The sequence below is a fragment of the Flavobacterium sp. J372 genome (assembly GCF_024699965.1).
GTDB lineage: Bacteria > Bacteroidota > Bacteroidia > Flavobacteriales > Flavobacteriaceae > Flavobacterium.
On the sequence record NZ_JAJOMZ010000004.1, the window covers coordinates 953,604 to 971,032 of the forward strand.

Genomic DNA, 17,429 nt, shown 5'->3' on the forward strand with positions numbered 1-17,429 from the left:
CGCTATAATTCATCTCATAAAAGTATAAGGGAATCTTATAGCTGGCTTTTCAAACGTTTGAGCCAGTTACATCTTAAGATAAAAATCTTTTGTAATGCTTAAATATTCTTCTGTATATTGGTGTCTCGCAGTTTCAATAACAAGATCATCAATTGCTGCTGTTGCATTTTCATCCCTTGAGAACGCCAGGAGGCTGCGCTTAATTTCAGAATCAGGAGTGCCTTTTACACGTGTGATTTTTATGGGGTAAAGTTCATTTTCTTTCGCTAAACCAATAAAACGCTTTTCTTCTTTGTAAGGAATTATTACCGCAAAAATCCCATCATCACTTAATAATATTGAAGCCGCTTCTGCCAAATCCTCAAAAGGCAGGGAATCAGTAAAACGTGCCATGTCGCGTTTCATATCACCGCTTTTATAATCTTCAGTATAAAAAGGCGGGTTGGCAACAATCAGGTCATATTCGTCTTCAGGCTCATCCATAAATTCATCCAGGCCTGCATGATAACAAAACAATCGGTCGCCCCAGGGGCTGTTTTCAAAATTATCTACGCATTGCTCGTAAGCATCTTCATCAATTTCTAAAGCATCTACCTGCTCTGCATTACTGCGTTGTGCCAGCATAAGCGATATCAGCCCCGTACCTGCGCCAATATCCAATATTGAATAAGGATTATGTTCCAGCGGCGCCCATGCTCCCAGCAAAACACCATCGGTACCAATTTTCATGGCGCATTTGTCTTGCTGAACGGTAAATTGTTTGAATTGAAAGGTTGACATCTTCGATTTTTCGATTATTGGAGTTTTCGACAGCCAGACTGTTGAAGAGAGTTAACCTAAGTATAAATCGACTAATCCTTCAGGAGTATTAAAAATGATTTTTTTGTTATCCCTGTCTACTTTTACAATAAAGTCGTCAATCATCGGGATGAGGATTTCGATATCCCCTTTTTTATCTCGAAAAGCGGCTGGGCGGTATTGTCGTTTATTGAAACTATTGTACCAATATCACCAAGCCTTTGGTCTTCGGCAGTAAAGCCGATAACCTCGTGAAAATAAAATTTATTGCCTTCAAGTTTGGGTAAAGATGTAAGCGGCAGGTAAACAGCTTTGTTTAAGATAGCTTCGGCTTCCTCTTCATTGTCCACATCTTCAAAGCGTACCCGCAGGAAATCGCCTTTGTGAAGCGAGGAATTTAAAATAAAAAATGGAACCAGGTTGTTGTTTATTTCAACAAACACTGATTCCATGTTTTCATACAACTCCGGCTCGTCTGTGTCAAGATACACTAAGACTTCACCTTTAAAACTGAATTTTTTAGCGATTTTACCTAAGTAGAAACAATCTTCTTTGCGCATTATCGCTGTTAAAATTAAGCTTGAGTTTCCTCGTTGTTTTCTTCAGCGGCAGGAGCTTCAGCAACTTCTTCTCCTTCAGCAGCTGCCTCTTCATTTTGAGATTCAGCAGCGTGCAGGTCAGCCTCAGCCTGTTTTGCAGCAGCAATACGGTCTTCGTTAACTTTTTTCTCAGCCTCAAGCGCTTTTTTCTTAGCATCTGCCTTAGCTGTAGAAAGGTTGTCTTTCTTAGCGTCAACTTTACCTGCTTTTTCATCAAGCCACTTAGCTAATTTTTCATCAGCCTGCTCTTGGGTAAGAGCGCCTTTGCGAACGCCCCCGTCAAGATGGTGCTTAAGTAAAGCTCCTTTATAAGAAAGGATAGCCCTTGCGGTGTCTGTAGGCTGTGCGCCGTTGTGAAGCCACTGTGCAGCAGCGTCAACGTCAAGCTCTATAGTTGCAGGGTTAGTGTTAGGATTGTAAGTACCAAGCTTAGCAAGGAATTTACCATCTCTTTTGAGCGGGAATCTGCCGCTACAACCCAGTAAAAAGGTTTTCCTTTTTTACCGTGTCTTTGTAATCTGATTTTTACAGGCATAACTGTTTGATTAAGTTGGGGTACCCGACCCCGGTTATTTTAAGGGTGCAAATATATAAAACTTTAAAGAACAATCAATTCTAATATTAGAAATTATGATTTGAATTTTAAATAGTTATGTCGCTTTTAAAATTAAATTGTGATTTTATTATATTTTGATTAGGATATATGTCATAAAAAACTATTTTTGTCGTTGTAAAATTTAGATTACCCTATTCTAACTGTTTAATAATGAAAAAGATTTTATCGCTCATAGTTCTGGTTGCTGCTTTGGCATCATGTGAAGATGATGTAAAATTCAATGACCCAGCTGTGCAAGCTCTTAAAGATAACGAACTATGGAAAGCTACCAGCTATACAGCTGTTTTGGGCGCCGGTAATTCTTTAACCATAACGGCTACCAACGGTTTTGAAACAGTTACACTAAGGGCTGATAATGCTGACCCATATCTGTGTGATGGTACAGAAGTTAATGATCCTGACAGTGATAAAGACGGCTGCGAATATTTGTTTGGATATGACCAGGAAAACAGTGCATCGTATGTTTTATCTGCTGACGGTATAACAAAGTCATATCAGACTGGTATTGATGCTGAACCGGGCGATGAAGAGGGGGCAATACTAATATACAGAAGCCGTAAGTACACAAATGTACAAGGTGGTTTTATAAGTGGTGAGTTTTATTTTAACGCGACTGACGAGAGCGGGCAAACTGTAAATTTCCAACAAGGCGTATTCTATAAGATACCGATACAAGCAGGATTATAATCAAACCGCCAAATGGCGGTTTTTTTATTTCTTCTATTAAAATTATATTAAATAAACACTTAAAAGTATTTTCTTAAACAAATAAGTTTATATTTGTCAGGATGATATTAGCATCATTAATTAATTTTTTATTATGAACATATTTGTAGGAAGCCTTCCTTTTAAAATGGAGGAAGCAGATTTAAGAGAGTCTTTTGAGGCTTATGGTGCCGTAGATTCAGTGAAAATCATCACTGACAAACTTACTGGCAGGAGTAAAGGTTTCGGTTTCGTTGAGATGCCGGACGACGAAGAAGCCCAAAAAGCTATCGATGAGCTTAATGGTGCTAACGTACAGGGAAGGACTATTGTTGTAAACAAGTCTGAACCAAGACCCGAAGGTGAAAGAAGGAGCTTTAATAATAACCGTGGCGGCGGAGACCGTGGTGGCTACAACCGTGGTGGTGGCGATCGTGGTGGCTACAACCGTGGTTACTAATCAGCATACAGTTTTCTTAAAGCCGCTCAGCAGAGCGGCTTTTTTATTTTGTTGATAAACCGATTTTTAATCTACATCAAAAAAATGTACTTTTGAAAAGTCTGCACTTCGCAGGCTTTTCCCTTTTTAATGCCTAAACATTCAGCTGGTTATGTACCTGATTTTTGACACTGAGACCACCGGATTACCCAAACGCTGGGATGCACCTGTAACAGATACAGATAACTGGCCGCGCTGTATACAGATTGCATGGCAGCTGCATGATGATATGGGGAGGCTCGTAGAGCACCAAAACTATATTGTTAAGCCCGAAGGCTTCAATATACCGTATGATGCTGAGCGTGTTCACGGTATATGCACTGAACTCGCCATAGAACAGGGTATGCCTTTGGCAGAAGTACTTGAAAAATTCAACACAGCGCTATCACGCTCAAAATTTATTGTAGGCCAGAATGTAGGTTTTGATGTGAACATCATGGGGTGCGAATTTCACAGGAGCGGGCTTGAAACTAATCTTGGCAATATGAAGGTACTTGACACCTGTACCGAAATTACTGCCGAAATGCTTAAGCTTCCGGGTGGTCGGGGTGGTAAATTCAAGCTGCCAACCCTTACCGAACTTCACGAATATCTTTTCGGTGAACCATTTGCCGAGGCACATAACGCCACCGCTGACGTTGAAGCCACCACGCGCTGTTTTTTGGAATTACTAAAGCGCGAGACCTATCAACATAGTGAACTTGACGTACATCCTGAATACTTCCATGATTTCAGGACTGTCAATCCTCAGCCTATACAGCTTATAGGTCTAAAGCACATCAACTTAAAGCAGGCGAGCGAAGAAGTGCGCCAGCGCCTTCAAAAACTTAAAGGTGCAGAGGCAGTTGATGCTTATGTGCCGCAACAAAAGCAGGATATAACTAACGTTGATTTTGTCCACTTGCATAACCATACGCAGTTTTCGGTACTACAGTCTACCATAGCTGTGCCTGATCTTGTTAAGGTAGCAGCAAAATATAAAATGCCGGCGGTGGCGATGACTGACCATGCCAATATGATGGGTGCTTTCCATTTTGTAAGCGCAGTGATGAATCATAATAAAGCTGCGGAAGCTAAAAACAAAGCAGCTGTTGAGGCAGGGGAACAACCAACTGAGGCTGTCATAAAACCTATAGTCGGCTGTGAGTTTTTTGTATGTGACGACCATAAAGATAAAACCCGTAAAGACAATGGCTACCAGATTGTGCTGCTTGCAAAGAACAAAAATGGCTACCACAACCTGGCGAAAATGTCGTCAATTGCATATACTTCAGGATTTTATTATGTGCCGCGGATAGATAAAAATGTTATCAAGCAATACAAGGATGATATAATAGTATTATCCGGTAACCTGTATGGGGAGATACCGAATAAAGTGCTGAACATGGGCGAAAACCAGGCAGAAGATGCACTTCTTTGGTGGAAAGACCAGTTTGGCGAAGACCTTTATATCGAAATAATGCGCCACGGTCAGGAAGATGAAAACCGTGTGAATGATACCCTTATAAAACTGGCGCGCAGGTATAATGTAAAGCTTGTTGCTACAAACAATACCTATTACGTAAATAAAGAAGACTCTCACGCGCATGATATTTTATTGTGTGTGAAAGACGGTGAAAAGCTGGCAACCCCAAAAGGAAGGGGCAGGGGGTTCCGTTATGGGCTTCCTAATAATGAATATTACTTTAAGCCTGGGGAAGAGATGAAAAAGCTCTTCGCCGATTTGCCCGAAGCTATTGTTTCAATTCAAGAGATTGTAGATAAGGTAGAGTCTTATTCACTTTACCGCGATGTACTCCTTCCGAAATTTGATATTCCGGAAGAATTTTTGGTTCCTGAAGATGAATTAGATGGGGGTAAACGCGGGGAGAACAAATTCCTTAGGCATCTTACCTATGTTGGCGCTGAAAAGCGTTATGCCGAAATCACAGATGATATACGTGAGCGCCTTGACTTTGAACTGAAAACAATTGAGAATACCGGTTACCCGGGTTACTTCCTTATTGTGCAGGACTTCATTGCAGAGGCACGAAAAATGGGAGTTTCAGTAGGGCCGGGGCGTGGTTCTGCTGCAGGCTCAGCGGTGGCGTACTGCCTTGGTATCACCAATATTGACCCAATTGCATATGACCTGCTTTTTGAACGTTTCCTAAATCCGGATCGTGTATCAATGCCTGATATTGATATTGACTTTGACGATGAGGGCCGTGGCCGGGTTATGGATTACGTTATAAAAAAATACGGCTCAAGCCAGGTAGCGCAAATTATTACCTATGGTACCATGGCAGCCAAATCATCTATCCGTGATACGGCCCGGGTGCTTGACCTTCCGCTATTTGAGGCCGATAAGATTGCTAAGCTTATCCCGAACATGAAGCTGGATAAAATATTCAATCTTGATGCCAATGCGCTGCGTGGGGCACTGCGTTCAGATGAGTTTGACCGTGTGCAGGAACTCATTGCAATGGGTCAGGGTGAAGATCTTACGTCTGAGACAATACAACAAGCAAAGGTGCTTGAAGGTTCACTGCGTAATACAGGTATCCATGCGTGCGGGGTTATCATCACGCCTGATGACATCACGAATTTTGTACCTGTAGCAACGGCAAAGGATTCTGACCTGTATGTTACCCAGTTTGATAACTCGGTGGTTGAAAGCGCCGGACTGCTGAAGATGGACTTCCTTGGGCTGAAGACGCTTACACTTATAAAAGATACGGTTAAGCTGGTGAAATATCGATTCGGCATTGAGCTTGACCCGGATAAATTCCCGATTGACGATACAAAGACATATGAGCTTTTCCAACGCGGTGAGACAGTAGGTATCTTCCAATATGAATCGCCCGGTATGCAGAAGTACATGAAAGACCTGAAGCCGACAGTGTTTGGTGACCTTATTGCCATGAATGCACTGTACCGCCCGGGGCCGCTGGAATATATACCAAGCTTTGTTCGTCGTAAAAATGGGGAAGAAGAAATAAAATATGACCTTGATGCATGTGAAGAATACCTGAAAGAGACTTATGGTATCACAGTTTACCAGGAACAGGTGATGCTGTTGTCACAAAAGCTGGCAGGTTTTACAAAAGGTGAGGCCGACGTGTTGCGAAAAGCAATGGGTAAGAAGCAGAAAGACGTGCTTGACAAGATGAAACCCAAGTTTGTAGAGCAGGCTGCTGCCAAAGGTCATGATGCCGCCATACTTGAAAAAATATGGAAAGACTGGGAAGCATTTGCGAGTTACGCATTCAACAAATCACACTCAACCTGCTATGCCTGGATTGCTTATCAAACAGCGTATCTTAAAGCACACTACCCTGCCGAATATATGGCTGCCGTGCTTTCAAACAACATGAATGATATTAAACAGGTATCATTCTTTATGGAAGAATGTAAACGTATGGGGCTGCAGGTGCTGGGCCCTGACGTGAATGAATCATATTATAAGTTTACTGTAAATGATCAAGGGGCTGTGCGCTTTGGTATGGGTGCTATAAAAGGAGTCGGCGCCGGAGCGGTAGACACAATCGTTGAAGGGCGGAAGTCTGGTAAATACAAATCTATTTTTGACCTTGCCAAGCGTATAGACCTTCGATCGGCCAATAAAAAAGCTTTTGAAAATCTTGCCCTTGCAGGTGGGTTTGATTGTTTCAGTACCACGCACAGGGCGCAGTATTTTCATATGGATGCAAGCGAGAACATTTCTTTCCTTGAAAAAGCTATCAGGTACGGCTCAAAATTCCAGGAAAACGAAAACTCAAGCCAAGTAAGCCTTTTGGTGAAGCCAGTGAGGTGCAGATACCTGAACCGGTTGTGCCGCCATGTGAAGAATGGAGCACAATGGAAAAGCTTGCCAAAGAGCGGGAGGTGGTAGGAATTTATATTTCAGGCCATCCACTTGATGACTATAAGTTCGAGATGAAGTATTTCTGCAATGCAAAACTGGAAGCCCTGAAAAGCCTTGAACAGCATGTCAACAAAAACCTGAGCTTTGGCGGAATCATTTCAAATGTACAGCATAAAGTGGCCAAAAACGGCAAAGGCTGGGCATCATTTGTGCTTGAGGGTTATGATGAAAGCTACGAGTTCAGGATTTATGGTGAGGAATACCTTAAGTTCAGGCATTTCCTTATCAGCAATAACTTTACTTATATAAAAGTAATGGTGCGCGAGGGTTGGGTTAATGCTGAAGGTAAAAAAGGTGAACCGAGGCTGCAGTTTGTAACTATACAGTATTTGCAGGATGTGTTGCCTTCATTTGCCAAAAAGTTGATTATACAGTTTAATGTTGCAGAATTACAGGAAAATCTATTAGAATCTTTACAAAATTTATTTGCCGGAAACAGGGGGGACCATACTATTCAGTTTGAAGTAATGGAACTTGAGAAAGTACGCAAGCAGGTAGAAGTGGCAACTGATATTCCGATAATTCAAGAAAACACTGATGGAGAAGATGTTGAAATGATTTCTGTGCCAGAACCAGTAGTTACTGATGTTGAAGACATTAAAGTTATTACAAAACTGACTATGCCAAGCCGTAAGGTAAAGATCAAGATATCTAACGAGCTTTTACAGGAACTTGAGAAACTTCAGATGAATTTTAAACTGAATTAATTTTCCTAATAAATTTTATTGATAGTGTTATAGGCAATTCTAATATATCTTTAACGCTTTAACGTATAACAATTCTTAAATTTGTAAAGTAAAACATCTTACATAATAAATAAAATTAATTATGGCACAAGCAATCACAGATGCTACTTTTGATGAAGTAGTATTAAAATCAGATAAACCTGTATTAGTAGACTTTTGGGCAGCATGGTGCGGACCTTGCCGTATGGTTGGCCCAATCATTGATGAAATAAGCCAAGAATATGAGGGTAAAGCAGTTGTTGGTAAAGTAGACGTAGATGCTAACCAGGAGTTTGCAGCTAAATATGGCGTACGCAATATCCCTACTGTACTTGTTTTTCAAAATGGTGAAGTAGTTGGCCGTCAGGTAGGTGTTGCTCCAAAGCAAACTTACACACAGGCAATTGATGCGCTACTTTAATCGGGTACATGATAAAAAAAAGCCTTCTGTATTTTCAGAAGGCTTTTTTTATTTATGGAAATATCTTGTAAAGAACCGGTTTTGATGGGCTCGCATCATTATCAAAAGATACAATCTGCAGGTTAAGCAGGTAGCTTCCATCTTCGACATCATCCGGAACAAAAATTAATTCTGTTATAGTTGTATCAAGCCTTGCATCATCATTAAGGTTATTTACATCTTTCACATTCCAGAAAGCCTTATGTGCTGCAAGAGCACCGTCATCTTCTTCACGATCAACGCTGGGGAGGTCTATAAGCAAATGCTTTATTACTGATTCTCGGAGAAACACTGCAGCATCTTCGGCCAGATAAGGCGGATTGGTATAGCTATAATTCTTTGATTTCTTATCATCAATATTTGGCAGCGTTCGGAAAATGACTGCCTGAGGTTTTTTATTGGCTAATGCTTCTTGAACCTGCCTTCGTGTGATTATAAAATCATCACCAATAACTTCCGGATGTACAGATACCAACTCAGCCATAAATAAAAATCTCTTCAGGCAGTCATTTATGCTGTAAAAGTCTTTGGTTATGTGCCCTAAACACTCGGTATGTGTACCGTGTCCATGTGGGTTGAAGGCGATATTATTAAAGTTTGTCGATGCGCCCTCACTTACCTTACCTGTCCAGCCACCCATTTGTACAGGTTCGATTATAGGCTGTTTCAGATACCAAGCCACGGGATTTTTGCCGTCTGCTGTAATTGGTAACGAAATATCTATTGGTTTAGACAAGTCAACTGAAATTTCTCTATTGTCAATAATAATTGTAGCTTTCATCAAAAGAATTTAGTCTTCCAAATTTAGGAAAAAGAGGTCGCCGGCAATCCCGTCAGTCAAAAACTTTCCGGCTGGGGTTGTTTTCAACGTGTCAACATCAAGTTTCAGCAGCCCTCGCGATTTATATTTCTCGGATTCCTGAAGAAGGTAATCAGCATATTGCTTCCCAAAATCGTTATTTATTTTATCAAGTGAAACTCCCCAAACGGTACGTAAGCCTGTCATAATATATTCATTATATCTGTCTGCTACAGAGAGTTTTTCCTTTTCCATTGGTAGTTCTTCAGCCAAAATAGATTTAAGGTAAAGTGTATTATTACTAACGTTCCAGCTTCGGCTACTTCCGTCAAAACTATGGGCTGAGGGGCCAATTCCTATATATTTTTTTCCAAGCCAATATGCAGTGTTGTTTTTGGAGAAGTAGCCTTCTTTTCCAAAATTGGAAAGCTCATAATGAATAAAACCGTTTTCCTGTAATTTTTCGATGAGTAGACTAAAATGTTGCTGTGCCGCATCATCTTGGGGTGCAGCAACAATCCCCGTCTTCACCATTTTATGTAAAGCGGTTTTTTCTTCAACAGTTAGTGCGTATGCAGAGATGTGTGGCACACCAGTATTTAACGCTTTGTTAACATTTTGTAACCATCGCTCATTTGTCATCCCGGGGATGCCATAAATTAGGTCAACTGAAATGTTATCAAAATATGTCGTTGCCACTTCTAAACATTCTTCAGCTTCAGCTGCATTATGTGCCCTGTTCATCATTGTCAGGTCTTCATCAAAAAAAGACTGTATACCTATGCTTAGACGGTTAATTTTACTATGCGACAGCTCAACAATTCGATCAGCAGAAAGATCATCAGGGTTAGCTTCAAGTGTGATTTCAGGATTGGGCGAAACGGAATGACTGTCGTAAACAGCTTCTATTAAAAAATCAATCTGCCCGTTAGTTAATACCGATGGTGTACCGCCCCCAAAATAAATGGTTTCGACTGTTTCACCGTCAAGCTCATCTTTTCGCATAGATATTTCTTTTGCTAAAGCCTCAACCATGGCGTCTTTGTTTTTCATTGATGTCGAAAAATGAAAATCGCAGTAATGGCAGGCCTGCCTGCAAAAAGGGATATGTATATAGATACCGGCCATGGCTATTTTACCCTGTCGGCATTTTGTTTTATGAAAGCATCCCAGCCGGTGTAGCTTTTTCCAACAACTGTTTTACCTGAATTAAAGAAATGGCACACCGCTGCCGCCAGCCCATCGGTACTGTCAAGATTTTTAGGGAGTTCTTTCAGGCCAAGCAGCTGTTGCAGCATTTTGGCCACCTGCTCTTTACTGGCATTACCATTGCCGGTAATAGCCATTTTTATTTTCTTAGGCTCGTATTCGGTGATTGGAATTTGCCGGGATAATCCCGCAGCCATAGCAACACCCTGCGCACGCCCAAGCTTAAGCATAGATTGCACGTTCTTTCCGAAAAAGGGCGCTTCAATGGCAATTTCATCAGGGTGATGCGTGTCTATAAGTTCAATGGTGCGTTCAAAAATTATTTTAAGCTTTACGTAATGGTCATCATATTTGCTTAGCTGCAGTTCATTCAGCTGAAGGAAATGCATATTCTTATTCACAACTTTAATAAGGCCAAAGCCCATAATTGTTGTGCCGGGGTCAATGCCTAATATGATGCGTTCTGTTGACAATGGAAATTATTTGCAGTAAAAGTACGCAATTCTATTGCGCCACGTTGATTATAACCGGCAGAATGAATTGTGTTTTAACAGGTACACCTTCTTTTTGTGCAGGCTCAACTTTTGGGAAGTCGGCAAGGCGGGCCCGCAATAGGCTGTCAATCTTTATCTTGTTGTAAGAGGTGCTGTCTTGCGGAAGCTGTGGTTCAAACTGCAGTGTAGCGTCAGGGAAAATAGTAACTTTTACGTTAATGGTGTCAATCTCAGGATAAAGAATTGCAAGTGTATCTGTATCGAGCTTAGCCTGTATAAGCTGAGTCATAGATGAGAAAAAGCATTCTTTTCTCATTTCTTTATCGGTAAGGGCATCACATTCGGGTAGTGAAGGGTAGGCGCTTACTTCTTTCCAGTTTATTTCATTCAGCCGTTTTTGCAGCAGTTCTTCTTCATCCGGTACAGGTGCATCAAAATACTTGCATGATGTAAGCAGAAGCAAGGCTGCAAGGCTGATAAAGAAATATTTCATTGAGTACTTTTGAAGCATCACCAAAAATAGGAAATACTTTTGTAAACACTATAAAATCAAAATAGCCGTTTTTTGTCAATTTTATTCAAATATCAATCGAATTAATTATTTTAAATTAGAAAAAGTTTTAATATGAGCGAATATAAAAAACTACATCATTCTCAAACTGGTATTGCAGCGGAATTTTACGCAGCGGGTGAACTCGCGCGTATGGGATATAATGTTACATTCACTTTTGGGAACACAAAAAGTATTGATTTATTAGTTGAGAAAGAAAATTCTATAAGGGCAATACAAGTTAAAGAATTCAAAGGAGTAAATCTTTATGCTGGAATCTTAATAAAACAAAAATTGCTGATAATATTATATATATACTTGTTAATCTTCATGCTGATATAATTGATAATAAGCCTGAATTTTTTGTGTTGACAGCACAAGAAGTTAGAGAACTTTTTAGAAATTCTGTGTCATCTGGAGAATTGAGAGCCTATTTAGATTACAGTAAAATTAAAAAGATGGAAATTTACCAAAATCGTTGGGATATACTGTAATTTATACTTTTGGTGACCAAAGCCTATAAAATCAAAAAAGCCCTCCAATTTAATGGAAAGCTTTTCATTGGTCTAACTACTAAACCTACCGCTCGCGCGGCATAAACAACACAACTATCGTTAATGTTTTTCGCGGAAAAAAGCCTCCCGAATCCGAGAGGCTTTCTCTGCTTAAGCGGTCTGGACGGGACTCGAACCCGCGACCCCCTGCGTGACAGGCAGGTATTCTAACCAACTGAACTACCAAACCAGCGCTTAATTGCGAGTGCAAATATACAGCAGGATTTCATTTATCCAAATGTTTTTGCAACAAAAATTAAATTTATTTTTTCAAATTTAGCCAAACTTTTGTTTCTCAACAAGGTAGGTTGTCATAATTTTTTCAAAATTTTCATCAACAGAAACCGGTACATACTTAATCCGGTACTGAATACAGGTGTCTGTTATCTTCTTAAAGTATGCTGATGTAAGTTTTTCATACTCCTGCTTTACATTTTCGGCAAAAAGGTTTACCTGCTCGCCGGTTTCCATATCTATAAACTTGCGCGGCGCATTATCGAAATCAAAGCTAAATTCGGTTTTCCTGTCTATCACATGGAAGAGTATCACCTTATGCTTGTCATGCTTCAGGTGTTGCAACGCCCTGAATAGCTCATCGTCTTCATCGGGCTGCAGCATATCGGTAAATAAAATGATCATAGACCGCCTGTGCATCTTCTGCGCAATCTGGTGCAGGAATGTTACGGTATTAGTTGGTTTGGCTGTGTTGGGTGTTTTAAGCACACCTTCAAGTTTATCAAGCAACATCCTGTGGTGCCTGCCGCTGCCTTTCTCGGGAGCGTAAAACTCATAGTTATCTGAATATACACTAAGGCCCACAGCATCGCGTTGTCGTTTCAGCAAATCCATTAAAACGGCTGATGCCAGAACCGAAAAGCCAATCTTATTTTTAAAAAACTGCTCACCATCTTTCAGTTCGGGGTAATGCATTGATGATGAATTGTCAAGAATGATGTGACAGCGCAGGTTGGTCTCTTCTTCAAAACGCTTGGTGTAAAGCCTGTCGGTTTTAGCAAACAGCTTCCAGTCAATATGGCGTGTGCTTTCGCCTGCATTGTACACTTTATGCTCAGCAAACTCTGATGAAAACCCATGAAACGGACTCTTATGCATGCCCGATATAAAGCCTTCAACAATTTGGTTTGCCAAAAGCTCAAGATGCCCAAAGCCAGATATTTTTTCTAATTGCCCTTTAATTTCCATAATTCCAAATGTACAAACAACAACGCAAACAATTGCAATCTGTTGCAGCTAATGGCAGAACAGTTATTTCTTCAGCTCAATCCATACAGGGCAATGGTCACTGGTCTTTTCCCAGCCGCGAACTTCAAGGTCAACACCTGCGGCCTTAAGCTTTCCTTCAATTTGCGGGCTAAGTAAGAAATGGTCGATACGCAGTCCCGCATTTCTTTGGTAAGCATTTCGGAAATAATCAAAGAAGGTGTAGATAATTTTATCGGGATATAATTTCCTGATGGCATCTGTCCAGCCCTGCGCAATCAGGTTATGGAAGGCAGCGCGCACTTCCGGCCTGAAAAGCGCATCATCAACCCAGCGCTCCGGTTTATATACATCGAGTTCTGTAGGCATTACATTAAAGTCACCTACCAAGATTACAGGTGTATTAAATTCTAAAAGCTTTGCAGCGCGTTGTGTAAGGCGGTCAAACCATTTCAGTTTGTAGTCAAGCTTTGGGCCCGGCGCAGGGTTTCCGTTGGGCAGGTACAGGCAGCAGATAAGTATACCGCCTACCATTGCCTCTATATAACGGCTTTGGGTGTCTTCAGGGTCGCCCGGCAGCCCGCGCCCTACTTCTTCAATTTCAAGGCTGCGGGCAAGTATGGCTACACCATTCCAGCGCTGCTGGCCATGCCATATCGCGTTATAACCGGCAACGTTGATTGCTTCCAGCGGAAATTTCTCAGAAGGCGCTTTTAGTTCCTGCAGGCACACCACGTCAGGCTTTGCTTCATCAAGCCACCGCAGCAGCACCGGCAGCCTTCCGTTCACGCCGTTTACATTATATGTAGCTACTTTCATTTCCTGAAATTTACTTTAAATATAAAAAGTTTGCAGCATCATATAATCCTGTTTAACAAAACTGTAGGCATAGTCACTCTATTAAAAGCGTAATTTTATTAATTACAACTTTATTATGAAAGGAAAGATTTACATAGGTACATCGGGGTGGAGCTATAAACACTGGCGGGGAACCTTTTATCCGGCCGATGTAAAGGTGAAAGACCACTTTTCATATTATCAGAAATTTTTTAAAACCGTCGAACTCAACAATCCGTTTTACCATCTGCCGCCAAAACAAACTTTCATTAACTGGAAAAGCACTGTTGATAATGACTTTGTCTATGCAGTTAAAGCCAGCCGGTTTATCACGCATATGAAAAAATTGAAGGACCCTGCCGAAAGCCTCGCAAATTTTCTTGAAAATGTTTCCGGGCTTGAAGAAAAGCTTGGTGTGATACTTTTCCAGCTCCCGCCGGGGTGGAAGTATAACTCTGAAAGATTCAGCAGCTTTTTAAGGGCACTTCCGCCAGGAAACAGGTATGTGTTTGAATTCAGGAATGACGATTGGTATAATGATGAGGTGTACGATTTACTTGAAAGGTATAATTGCGCCTTCTGCATTTATGAGCTGGCCGGGCACATCTCTCCGCAAAAAGTAACAGCTGATTTTGTTTACATTCGCCTTCATGGCCCAACAGGCAATAAATATCAGGGGAGCTACAGCAAAGAGAGTTTGCAGGGTTGGGCTAAAAAATGCAATGAGTGGAGAACTGACGGAAAAGATGTATTCGTCTATTTTGATAATGATGAGGCGGGTTACGCTGCCTTTAATGCGATTACTCTCCAGCAAATGATTGAAAAATAAAAAATCCCTCAAAACATTTGTCAGAGGGATTCTTTATTGCTGTGTGTTTTTGGTTACGGCCTCCTGCCGGTTGCAAGTCGGTAAAGTATACCAATAATTGCCAATACAAGAAGTATGTGAATAAGGCTGCCAACTGATTCCCTGAACCCGAAGAAACCTACAAGCCATCCTATTACAAGGATCACAACGATTAACCAGATTAAATCTCTCATGATTATATATTTTAAATAGTTAGTGAGTTAAAATTACTTCTTTAAAATCGCACACGTTAATTAATTAAGAATACTTTAATAGTCAAAATTTTCTTAATAAATAGAGAATGACACAAATCACATGTAAAAAAACAGGCGGTCTTTTTTAATTGCCTATTTTTGTGCTGTTTTTAGAATTATTCAAATGCAGACTCCCCAAAAAATAGCAGTTGTAGGGTCAGGGCTCGTGGGTTCACTACTCGCTATTTATTTAAAACGTGCCGGTCATACTGTACATGTTTATGACCGCAGCCCCGATATACGCACCATACAGCTTTCGGGCAGATCTATTAACCTTGCTATGTCTCACCGTGGGTGGAAAGCGCTTGATGATATAGGCTTGGGAGATGAAATACGCGCCATAGCGATACCTATGGATAAGCGGGCTATACATTTGGTAGGCCAACCGCTGGCTTACCAGTACTACGGGAAAGACGGGGAGAGTATCTATTCACTGTCACGCGGATTATTGAACCGCACGATGATAACCCTGGCTGAAAGGGAGGGTGTGGAGTTTTTCTTTAACCAACGGGTGTGGGATGTTTCCCTAGCTGATGCTACTTTACATATAGGTGAGACCGAACGCGGTGCCTGGGATGACCTTAAATATGATAAAGTGTTTGGCGCTGATGGTGCTTTTTCAAGAGTGCGCCACCGCATGCAAAGGCAGAATATGTTCAATTACTCTCAGGAGTTTTTGAAGACTGGCTATAAAGAACTTAATATACCTGCAAACGAAGACGGTACGCACAAACTCGATAAGAATTCCCTGCATATTTGGCCGCGCAATGATTTTATGCTTATTGCCCTGCCAAACCTTGACGGCAGCTTTACTTGTACTTTATTTATGCCGTTTGAAGGTGAGAATTCATTTGAATCACTGAAAGACAAAGAAACATTGGAAGCTTTCTTTGCTAAATATTTTCCATCAACCGTTGATGTTATCCCTAAACTTGTTGAAGATTTCTTTAAAAATCCCACAAGTTCGCTGGTGACCATGAAATGTTTCCCGTGGACATTTAATGATAAAGTAGCTTTGATAGGTGATGCCTGTCATGCTATTGTGCCATTTTACGGCCATGGCATGAATGCGGGTTTTGAAGATATTACGGAACTGAATAAGCTGATGCAGCAATATGGCGACGACTGGCATACCATATTTAAAGAATATGAAACTATCCGCAAGCCGAATGCTGATGCCATTGCCGAATTGTCTTACCGCAATTTTATGGAGATGAGCTCAAAGACGGCTGATGAACGTTTCCTTCTCCTCAAAAAAATTGAAAAGCGCTTTTCAGATAAATATCCAGATAAATGGCTGCCGTTGTACAGCCGTGTTACTTTCAGCCACAGGCCTTACAGCGAAGCACTTGAAATTGGCGACAGGCAGAAGGCGATTATGGATGAGGTGATGCTGACGCCCAATATTGACCAAATATGGGATTCGCCTGAAATTGAGCAGAAGATAATGCAACTGCTGGCAGAAAAAGGTTAATCTTCCCTGTTTACAGTATACGGTGAAAATGCAGGCAGGCAAACCGAAATATATTCACATTCCTCATCAAACGGATTGGAGTAGCGTATACGTACGCCCTTTTCGATTTTAATAGATTGTCCTGCCTTAAGCACCACTATCTCTCCGTCAATCTCAAATTGCTTTTTACCTCTTATAATATATGTATATTCATCAAAGGCGGGTGTCTGGTGAGGCTCAGACCAATGCGGGGGCGCTATCATATGTGCCAGGGACAATTGCCCGCCACCTTCAGAGGCATAGCCGAAGTGTTCCTCAATAAGTTTACCGTCAGTGGTAGGTACAACAAAAGGATTTTTCTGTACTGTAAATTTTTTCATTATTTTCTGAATATAAAATATACTGCAAGCACAAGGAATAAAAACCCTACAGCATGGTTCCACTTGAAGGTTTCGTTTTTGAAAGCTATTAGGGAGAATATCACAAACACTATTAAAGTTATAACCTCCTGAATCACTTTAAGCTGCATTAGTGTAAATGGCCCGCCATTATCTTTGAAGCCTATACGGTTTGCCGGCACCTGGAAAAAATATTCAAACAATGCCAGCCCCCAGCTTATAAATACTATAGCAATTAATCCTGCATTTTCAAACCATTTTAGCTCTTTAAACTTTAAGTGGCCGTACCAGGCAAGTGTCATAAATACATTTGACAGTATTAGCAGGCCAATTGTGATAAATGCTTTCATATACTATTAACTTTCCACCAAAATTAGGTATTTCATCACAACACTTTTATGCTGAAATAAAATTTTATGCTTGCACAATAAATGAAGTTGAATTATGTTATTTATATACAATCTATGTATAAATAGTGTAATTATTAACGTTTGGTGATATCTC

The 17,429-nt window shown here is 40.8% G+C and carries 18 protein-coding genes, 1 tRNA gene and 2 pseudogenes; 8 read left to right on the forward strand and 13 right to left on the reverse strand.

The features are described 5' to 3' along the window. Positions 1-66: 66 nt before the first annotated feature. The 3 genes and pseudogenes from LRS05_RS04695 to LRS05_RS04705 all read right to left on the reverse strand — a co-directional run bounded on the left by LRS05_RS04695 (position 67) and on the right by LRS05_RS04705 (position 1,932). A complete protein-coding gene (locus LRS05_RS04695; RefSeq protein WP_257867263.1) occupies positions 67-780 on the reverse strand; it encodes a tRNA1(Val) (adenine(37)-N6)-methyltransferase in 714 nt (237 codons plus the stop codon). A 51-nt stretch (positions 781-831) separates the two neighbouring features. Beyond that, a pseudogene (gene rimM / locus LRS05_RS04700) lies at positions 832-1,358 on the reverse strand (ribosome maturation factor RimM). A 14-nt stretch (positions 1,359-1,372) separates the two neighbouring features. Beyond that, positions 1,373-1,932, reverse strand: a pseudogene (locus LRS05_RS04705) (30S ribosomal protein S16). A 231-nt stretch (positions 1,933-2,163) separates the two neighbouring features. On the opposite strand from LRS05_RS04705, the gene LRS05_RS04710 reads away from it, so the two are divergent. The 5 genes from LRS05_RS04710 (at position 2,164) to trxA (ending at position 8,270) form a co-directional block, all read left to right on the forward strand. Beyond that, entirely contained in the window at positions 2,164-2,700 is a 537-nt protein-coding gene (locus LRS05_RS04710; protein WP_257867264.1) for a membrane lipoprotein lipid attachment site-containing protein, read from the forward strand. A gap of 133 nt (positions 2,701-2,833) precedes the next feature. After that, positions 2,834-3,178 carry an RNA-binding protein gene (locus tag LRS05_RS04715; RefSeq protein ID WP_257867265.1) on the forward strand — a complete coding sequence of 115 codons (345 nt, stop codon included), beginning with the start codon at positions 2,834-2,836 and terminating at the stop codon, positions 3,176-3,178. A gap of 151 nt (positions 3,179-3,329) precedes the next feature. Further along, positions 3,330-7,091, forward strand: a complete 3,762-nt coding sequence (dnaE, locus tag LRS05_RS04720) for a DNA polymerase III subunit alpha (protein WP_374707756.1) — start codon at positions 3,330-3,332, stop codon at positions 7,089-7,091. Next, complete coding sequence (locus LRS05_RS17590; protein ID WP_374707757.1) at positions 7,058-7,831, forward strand: hypothetical protein; 774 nt, start codon at positions 7,058-7,060, stop codon at positions 7,829-7,831. The genes dnaE and LRS05_RS17590 overlap by 34 nt, the downstream gene beginning before the upstream one ends. Before the next feature lie 121 nt (positions 7,832-7,952). Beyond that, complete coding sequence (trxA, locus tag LRS05_RS04725; RefSeq protein WP_257867266.1) at positions 7,953-8,270, forward strand: thioredoxin; 318 nt, start codon at positions 7,953-7,955, stop codon at positions 8,268-8,270. Between the two features lie 52 nt (positions 8,271-8,322). Here the strand turns inward: trxA and LRS05_RS04730 are convergent, their stop codons facing one another. From LRS05_RS04730 to LRS05_RS04745, 4 genes are read right to left on the reverse strand one after another with little or no spacing between them, the layout of a single operon-like run. Then, on the reverse strand, positions 8,323-9,090 hold the full coding sequence (locus LRS05_RS04730; RefSeq protein ID WP_257867267.1) for a cyclase family protein: 768 nt from the start codon (positions 9,088-9,090) through the stop codon (positions 8,323-8,325). 9 nt (positions 9,091-9,099) lie between these two features. Then, the gene (gene hemW, locus LRS05_RS04735) at positions 9,100-10,236 is read right to left on the reverse strand and encodes a radical SAM family heme chaperone HemW (protein WP_257867268.1); all 1,137 of its coding nucleotides are present in this window, start codon (positions 10,234-10,236) and stop codon (positions 9,100-9,102) included. A gap of 2 nt (positions 10,237-10,238) precedes the next feature. Beyond that, positions 10,239-10,790, reverse strand: a complete 552-nt coding sequence (gene ruvC / locus LRS05_RS04740; protein ID WP_257867269.1) for a crossover junction endodeoxyribonuclease RuvC — start codon at positions 10,788-10,790, stop codon at positions 10,239-10,241. Between the two features lie 31 nt (positions 10,791-10,821). Beyond that, the gene (locus LRS05_RS04745) at positions 10,822-11,304 is read right to left on the reverse strand and encodes a hypothetical protein (RefSeq protein ID WP_257867270.1); all 483 of its coding nucleotides are present in this window, start codon (positions 11,302-11,304) and stop codon (positions 10,822-10,824) included. Between the two features lie 132 nt (positions 11,305-11,436). Between LRS05_RS04745 and LRS05_RS04750 the strand changes: the two genes are divergently transcribed. Further along, the gene (locus LRS05_RS04750; protein ID WP_257867271.1) at positions 11,437-11,703 is read left to right on the forward strand and encodes a group I intron-associated PD-(D/E)XK endonuclease; all 267 of its coding nucleotides are present in this window, start codon (positions 11,437-11,439) and stop codon (positions 11,701-11,703) included. Between the two features lie 328 nt (positions 11,704-12,031). Here LRS05_RS04750 and LRS05_RS04755 read toward each other — a convergent pair. From LRS05_RS04755 to xth, 3 genes are all read right to left on the reverse strand, one after another. Further along, positions 12,032-12,105: transfer RNA gene (locus LRS05_RS04755), tRNA-Asp, on the reverse strand. A gap of 86 nt (positions 12,106-12,191) precedes the next feature. Next, positions 12,192-13,118 carry a DUF58 domain-containing protein gene (locus tag LRS05_RS04760; RefSeq protein WP_257867272.1) on the reverse strand — a complete coding sequence of 309 codons (927 nt, stop codon included), beginning with the start codon at positions 13,116-13,118 and terminating at the stop codon, positions 12,192-12,194. Positions 13,119-13,181: 63 nt separating this feature from the next. Then, positions 13,182-13,955: an exodeoxyribonuclease III gene (gene xth / locus LRS05_RS04765; RefSeq protein WP_257867273.1), complete on the reverse strand. Its 774-nt coding sequence runs from the start codon at positions 13,953-13,955 to the stop codon at positions 13,182-13,184. Between the two features lie 115 nt (positions 13,956-14,070). Here xth and LRS05_RS04770 point away from each other — a divergent pair, with 115 nt between their 5' ends. Next, entirely contained in the window at positions 14,071-14,802 is a 732-nt protein-coding gene (locus tag LRS05_RS04770; RefSeq protein WP_257867274.1) for a DUF72 domain-containing protein, read from the forward strand. Between the two features lie 53 nt (positions 14,803-14,855). Here LRS05_RS04770 and LRS05_RS04775 read toward each other — a convergent pair whose 3' ends face one another. Beyond that, on the reverse strand, positions 14,856-15,014 hold the full coding sequence (locus LRS05_RS04775; protein WP_257867275.1) for a lmo0937 family membrane protein: 159 nt from the start codon (positions 15,012-15,014) through the stop codon (positions 14,856-14,858). Positions 15,015-15,198: 184 nt separating this feature from the next. Between LRS05_RS04775 and LRS05_RS04780 the strand changes: the two genes are divergently transcribed. Further along, the gene (locus LRS05_RS04780; protein WP_257867276.1) at positions 15,199-16,548 is read left to right on the forward strand and encodes an NAD(P)/FAD-dependent oxidoreductase; all 1,350 of its coding nucleotides are present in this window, start codon (positions 15,199-15,201) and stop codon (positions 16,546-16,548) included. Here LRS05_RS04780 and LRS05_RS04785 read toward each other — a convergent pair. Both LRS05_RS04785 and LRS05_RS04790 read right to left on the reverse strand, forming a co-directional pair. After that, positions 16,545-16,907 carry a cupin domain-containing protein gene (locus LRS05_RS04785; RefSeq protein ID WP_257867277.1) on the reverse strand — a complete coding sequence of 121 codons (363 nt, stop codon included), beginning with the start codon at positions 16,905-16,907 and terminating at the stop codon, positions 16,545-16,547. The two genes, LRS05_RS04780 and LRS05_RS04785, sit on opposite strands and share 4 nt — an antisense overlap. After that, the gene (locus tag LRS05_RS04790) at positions 16,907-17,275 is read right to left on the reverse strand and encodes a DMT family protein (RefSeq protein ID WP_257867278.1); all 369 of its coding nucleotides are present in this window, start codon (positions 17,273-17,275) and stop codon (positions 16,907-16,909) included. Before LRS05_RS04790 ends, LRS05_RS04785 begins: the two co-directional genes overlap by 1 nt. Positions 17,276-17,429 lie beyond the last annotated feature (154 nt).

Bases quoted from the DNA above. Each gene is read 5' to 3' on its own strand.
- LRS05_RS04750 (WP_257867271.1), top strand. From the start codon at position 11,437: ATGAGCGAATATAAAAAACTACATCATTCTCAAACTGGTATTGCAGCG.
- trxA (WP_257867266.1), top strand. From the start codon at position 7,953: ATGGCACAAGCAATCACAGATGCTACTTTTGATGAAGTAGTATTAAAA.
- xth (WP_257867273.1), bottom strand. From the start codon at position 13,955: ATGAAAGTAGCTACATATAATGTAAACGGCGTGAACGGAAGGCTGCCG.
- LRS05_RS04730 (WP_257867267.1), bottom strand. From the start codon at position 9,090: ATGAAAGCTACAATTATTATTGACAATAGAGAAATTTCAGTTGACTTG.
- LRS05_RS04790 (WP_257867278.1), bottom strand. From the start codon at position 17,275: ATGAAAGCATTTATCACAATTGGCCTGCTAATACTGTCAAATGTATTT.
- LRS05_RS17590 (WP_374707757.1), top strand. From the start codon at position 7,058: ATGGAAAAGCTTGCCAAAGAGCGGGAGGTGGTAGGAATTTATATTTCA.
- LRS05_RS04715 (WP_257867265.1), top strand. From the start codon at position 2,834: ATGAACATATTTGTAGGAAGCCTTCCTTTTAAAATGGAGGAAGCAGAT.
- LRS05_RS04775 (WP_257867275.1), bottom strand. From the start codon at position 15,014: ATGAGAGATTTAATCTGGTTAATCGTTGTGATCCTTGTAATAGGATGG.
- LRS05_RS04710 (WP_257867264.1), top strand. From the start codon at position 2,164: ATGAAAAAGATTTTATCGCTCATAGTTCTGGTTGCTGCTTTGGCATCA.
- LRS05_RS04760 (WP_257867272.1), bottom strand. From the start codon at position 13,118: ATGGAAATTAAAGGGCAATTAGAAAAAATATCTGGCTTTGGGCATCTT.
- LRS05_RS04780 (WP_257867276.1), top strand. From the start codon at position 15,199: ATGCAGACTCCCCAAAAAATAGCAGTTGTAGGGTCAGGGCTCGTGGGT.
- LRS05_RS04695 (WP_257867263.1), bottom strand. From the start codon at position 780: ATGTCAACCTTTCAATTCAAACAATTTACCGTTCAGCAAGACAAATGC.
- LRS05_RS04745 (WP_257867270.1), bottom strand. From the start codon at position 11,304: ATGAAATATTTCTTTATCAGCCTTGCAGCCTTGCTTCTGCTTACATCA.
- LRS05_RS04770 (WP_257867274.1), top strand. From the start codon at position 14,071: ATGAAAGGAAAGATTTACATAGGTACATCGGGGTGGAGCTATAAACAC.
- dnaE (WP_374707756.1), top strand. From the start codon at position 3,330: ATGTACCTGATTTTTGACACTGAGACCACCGGATTACCCAAACGCTGG.
- hemW (WP_257867268.1), bottom strand. From the start codon at position 10,236: ATGGCCGGTATCTATATACATATCCCTTTTTGCAGGCAGGCCTGCCAT.
- LRS05_RS04785 (WP_257867277.1), bottom strand. From the start codon at position 16,907: ATGAAAAAATTTACAGTACAGAAAAATCCTTTTGTTGTACCTACCACT.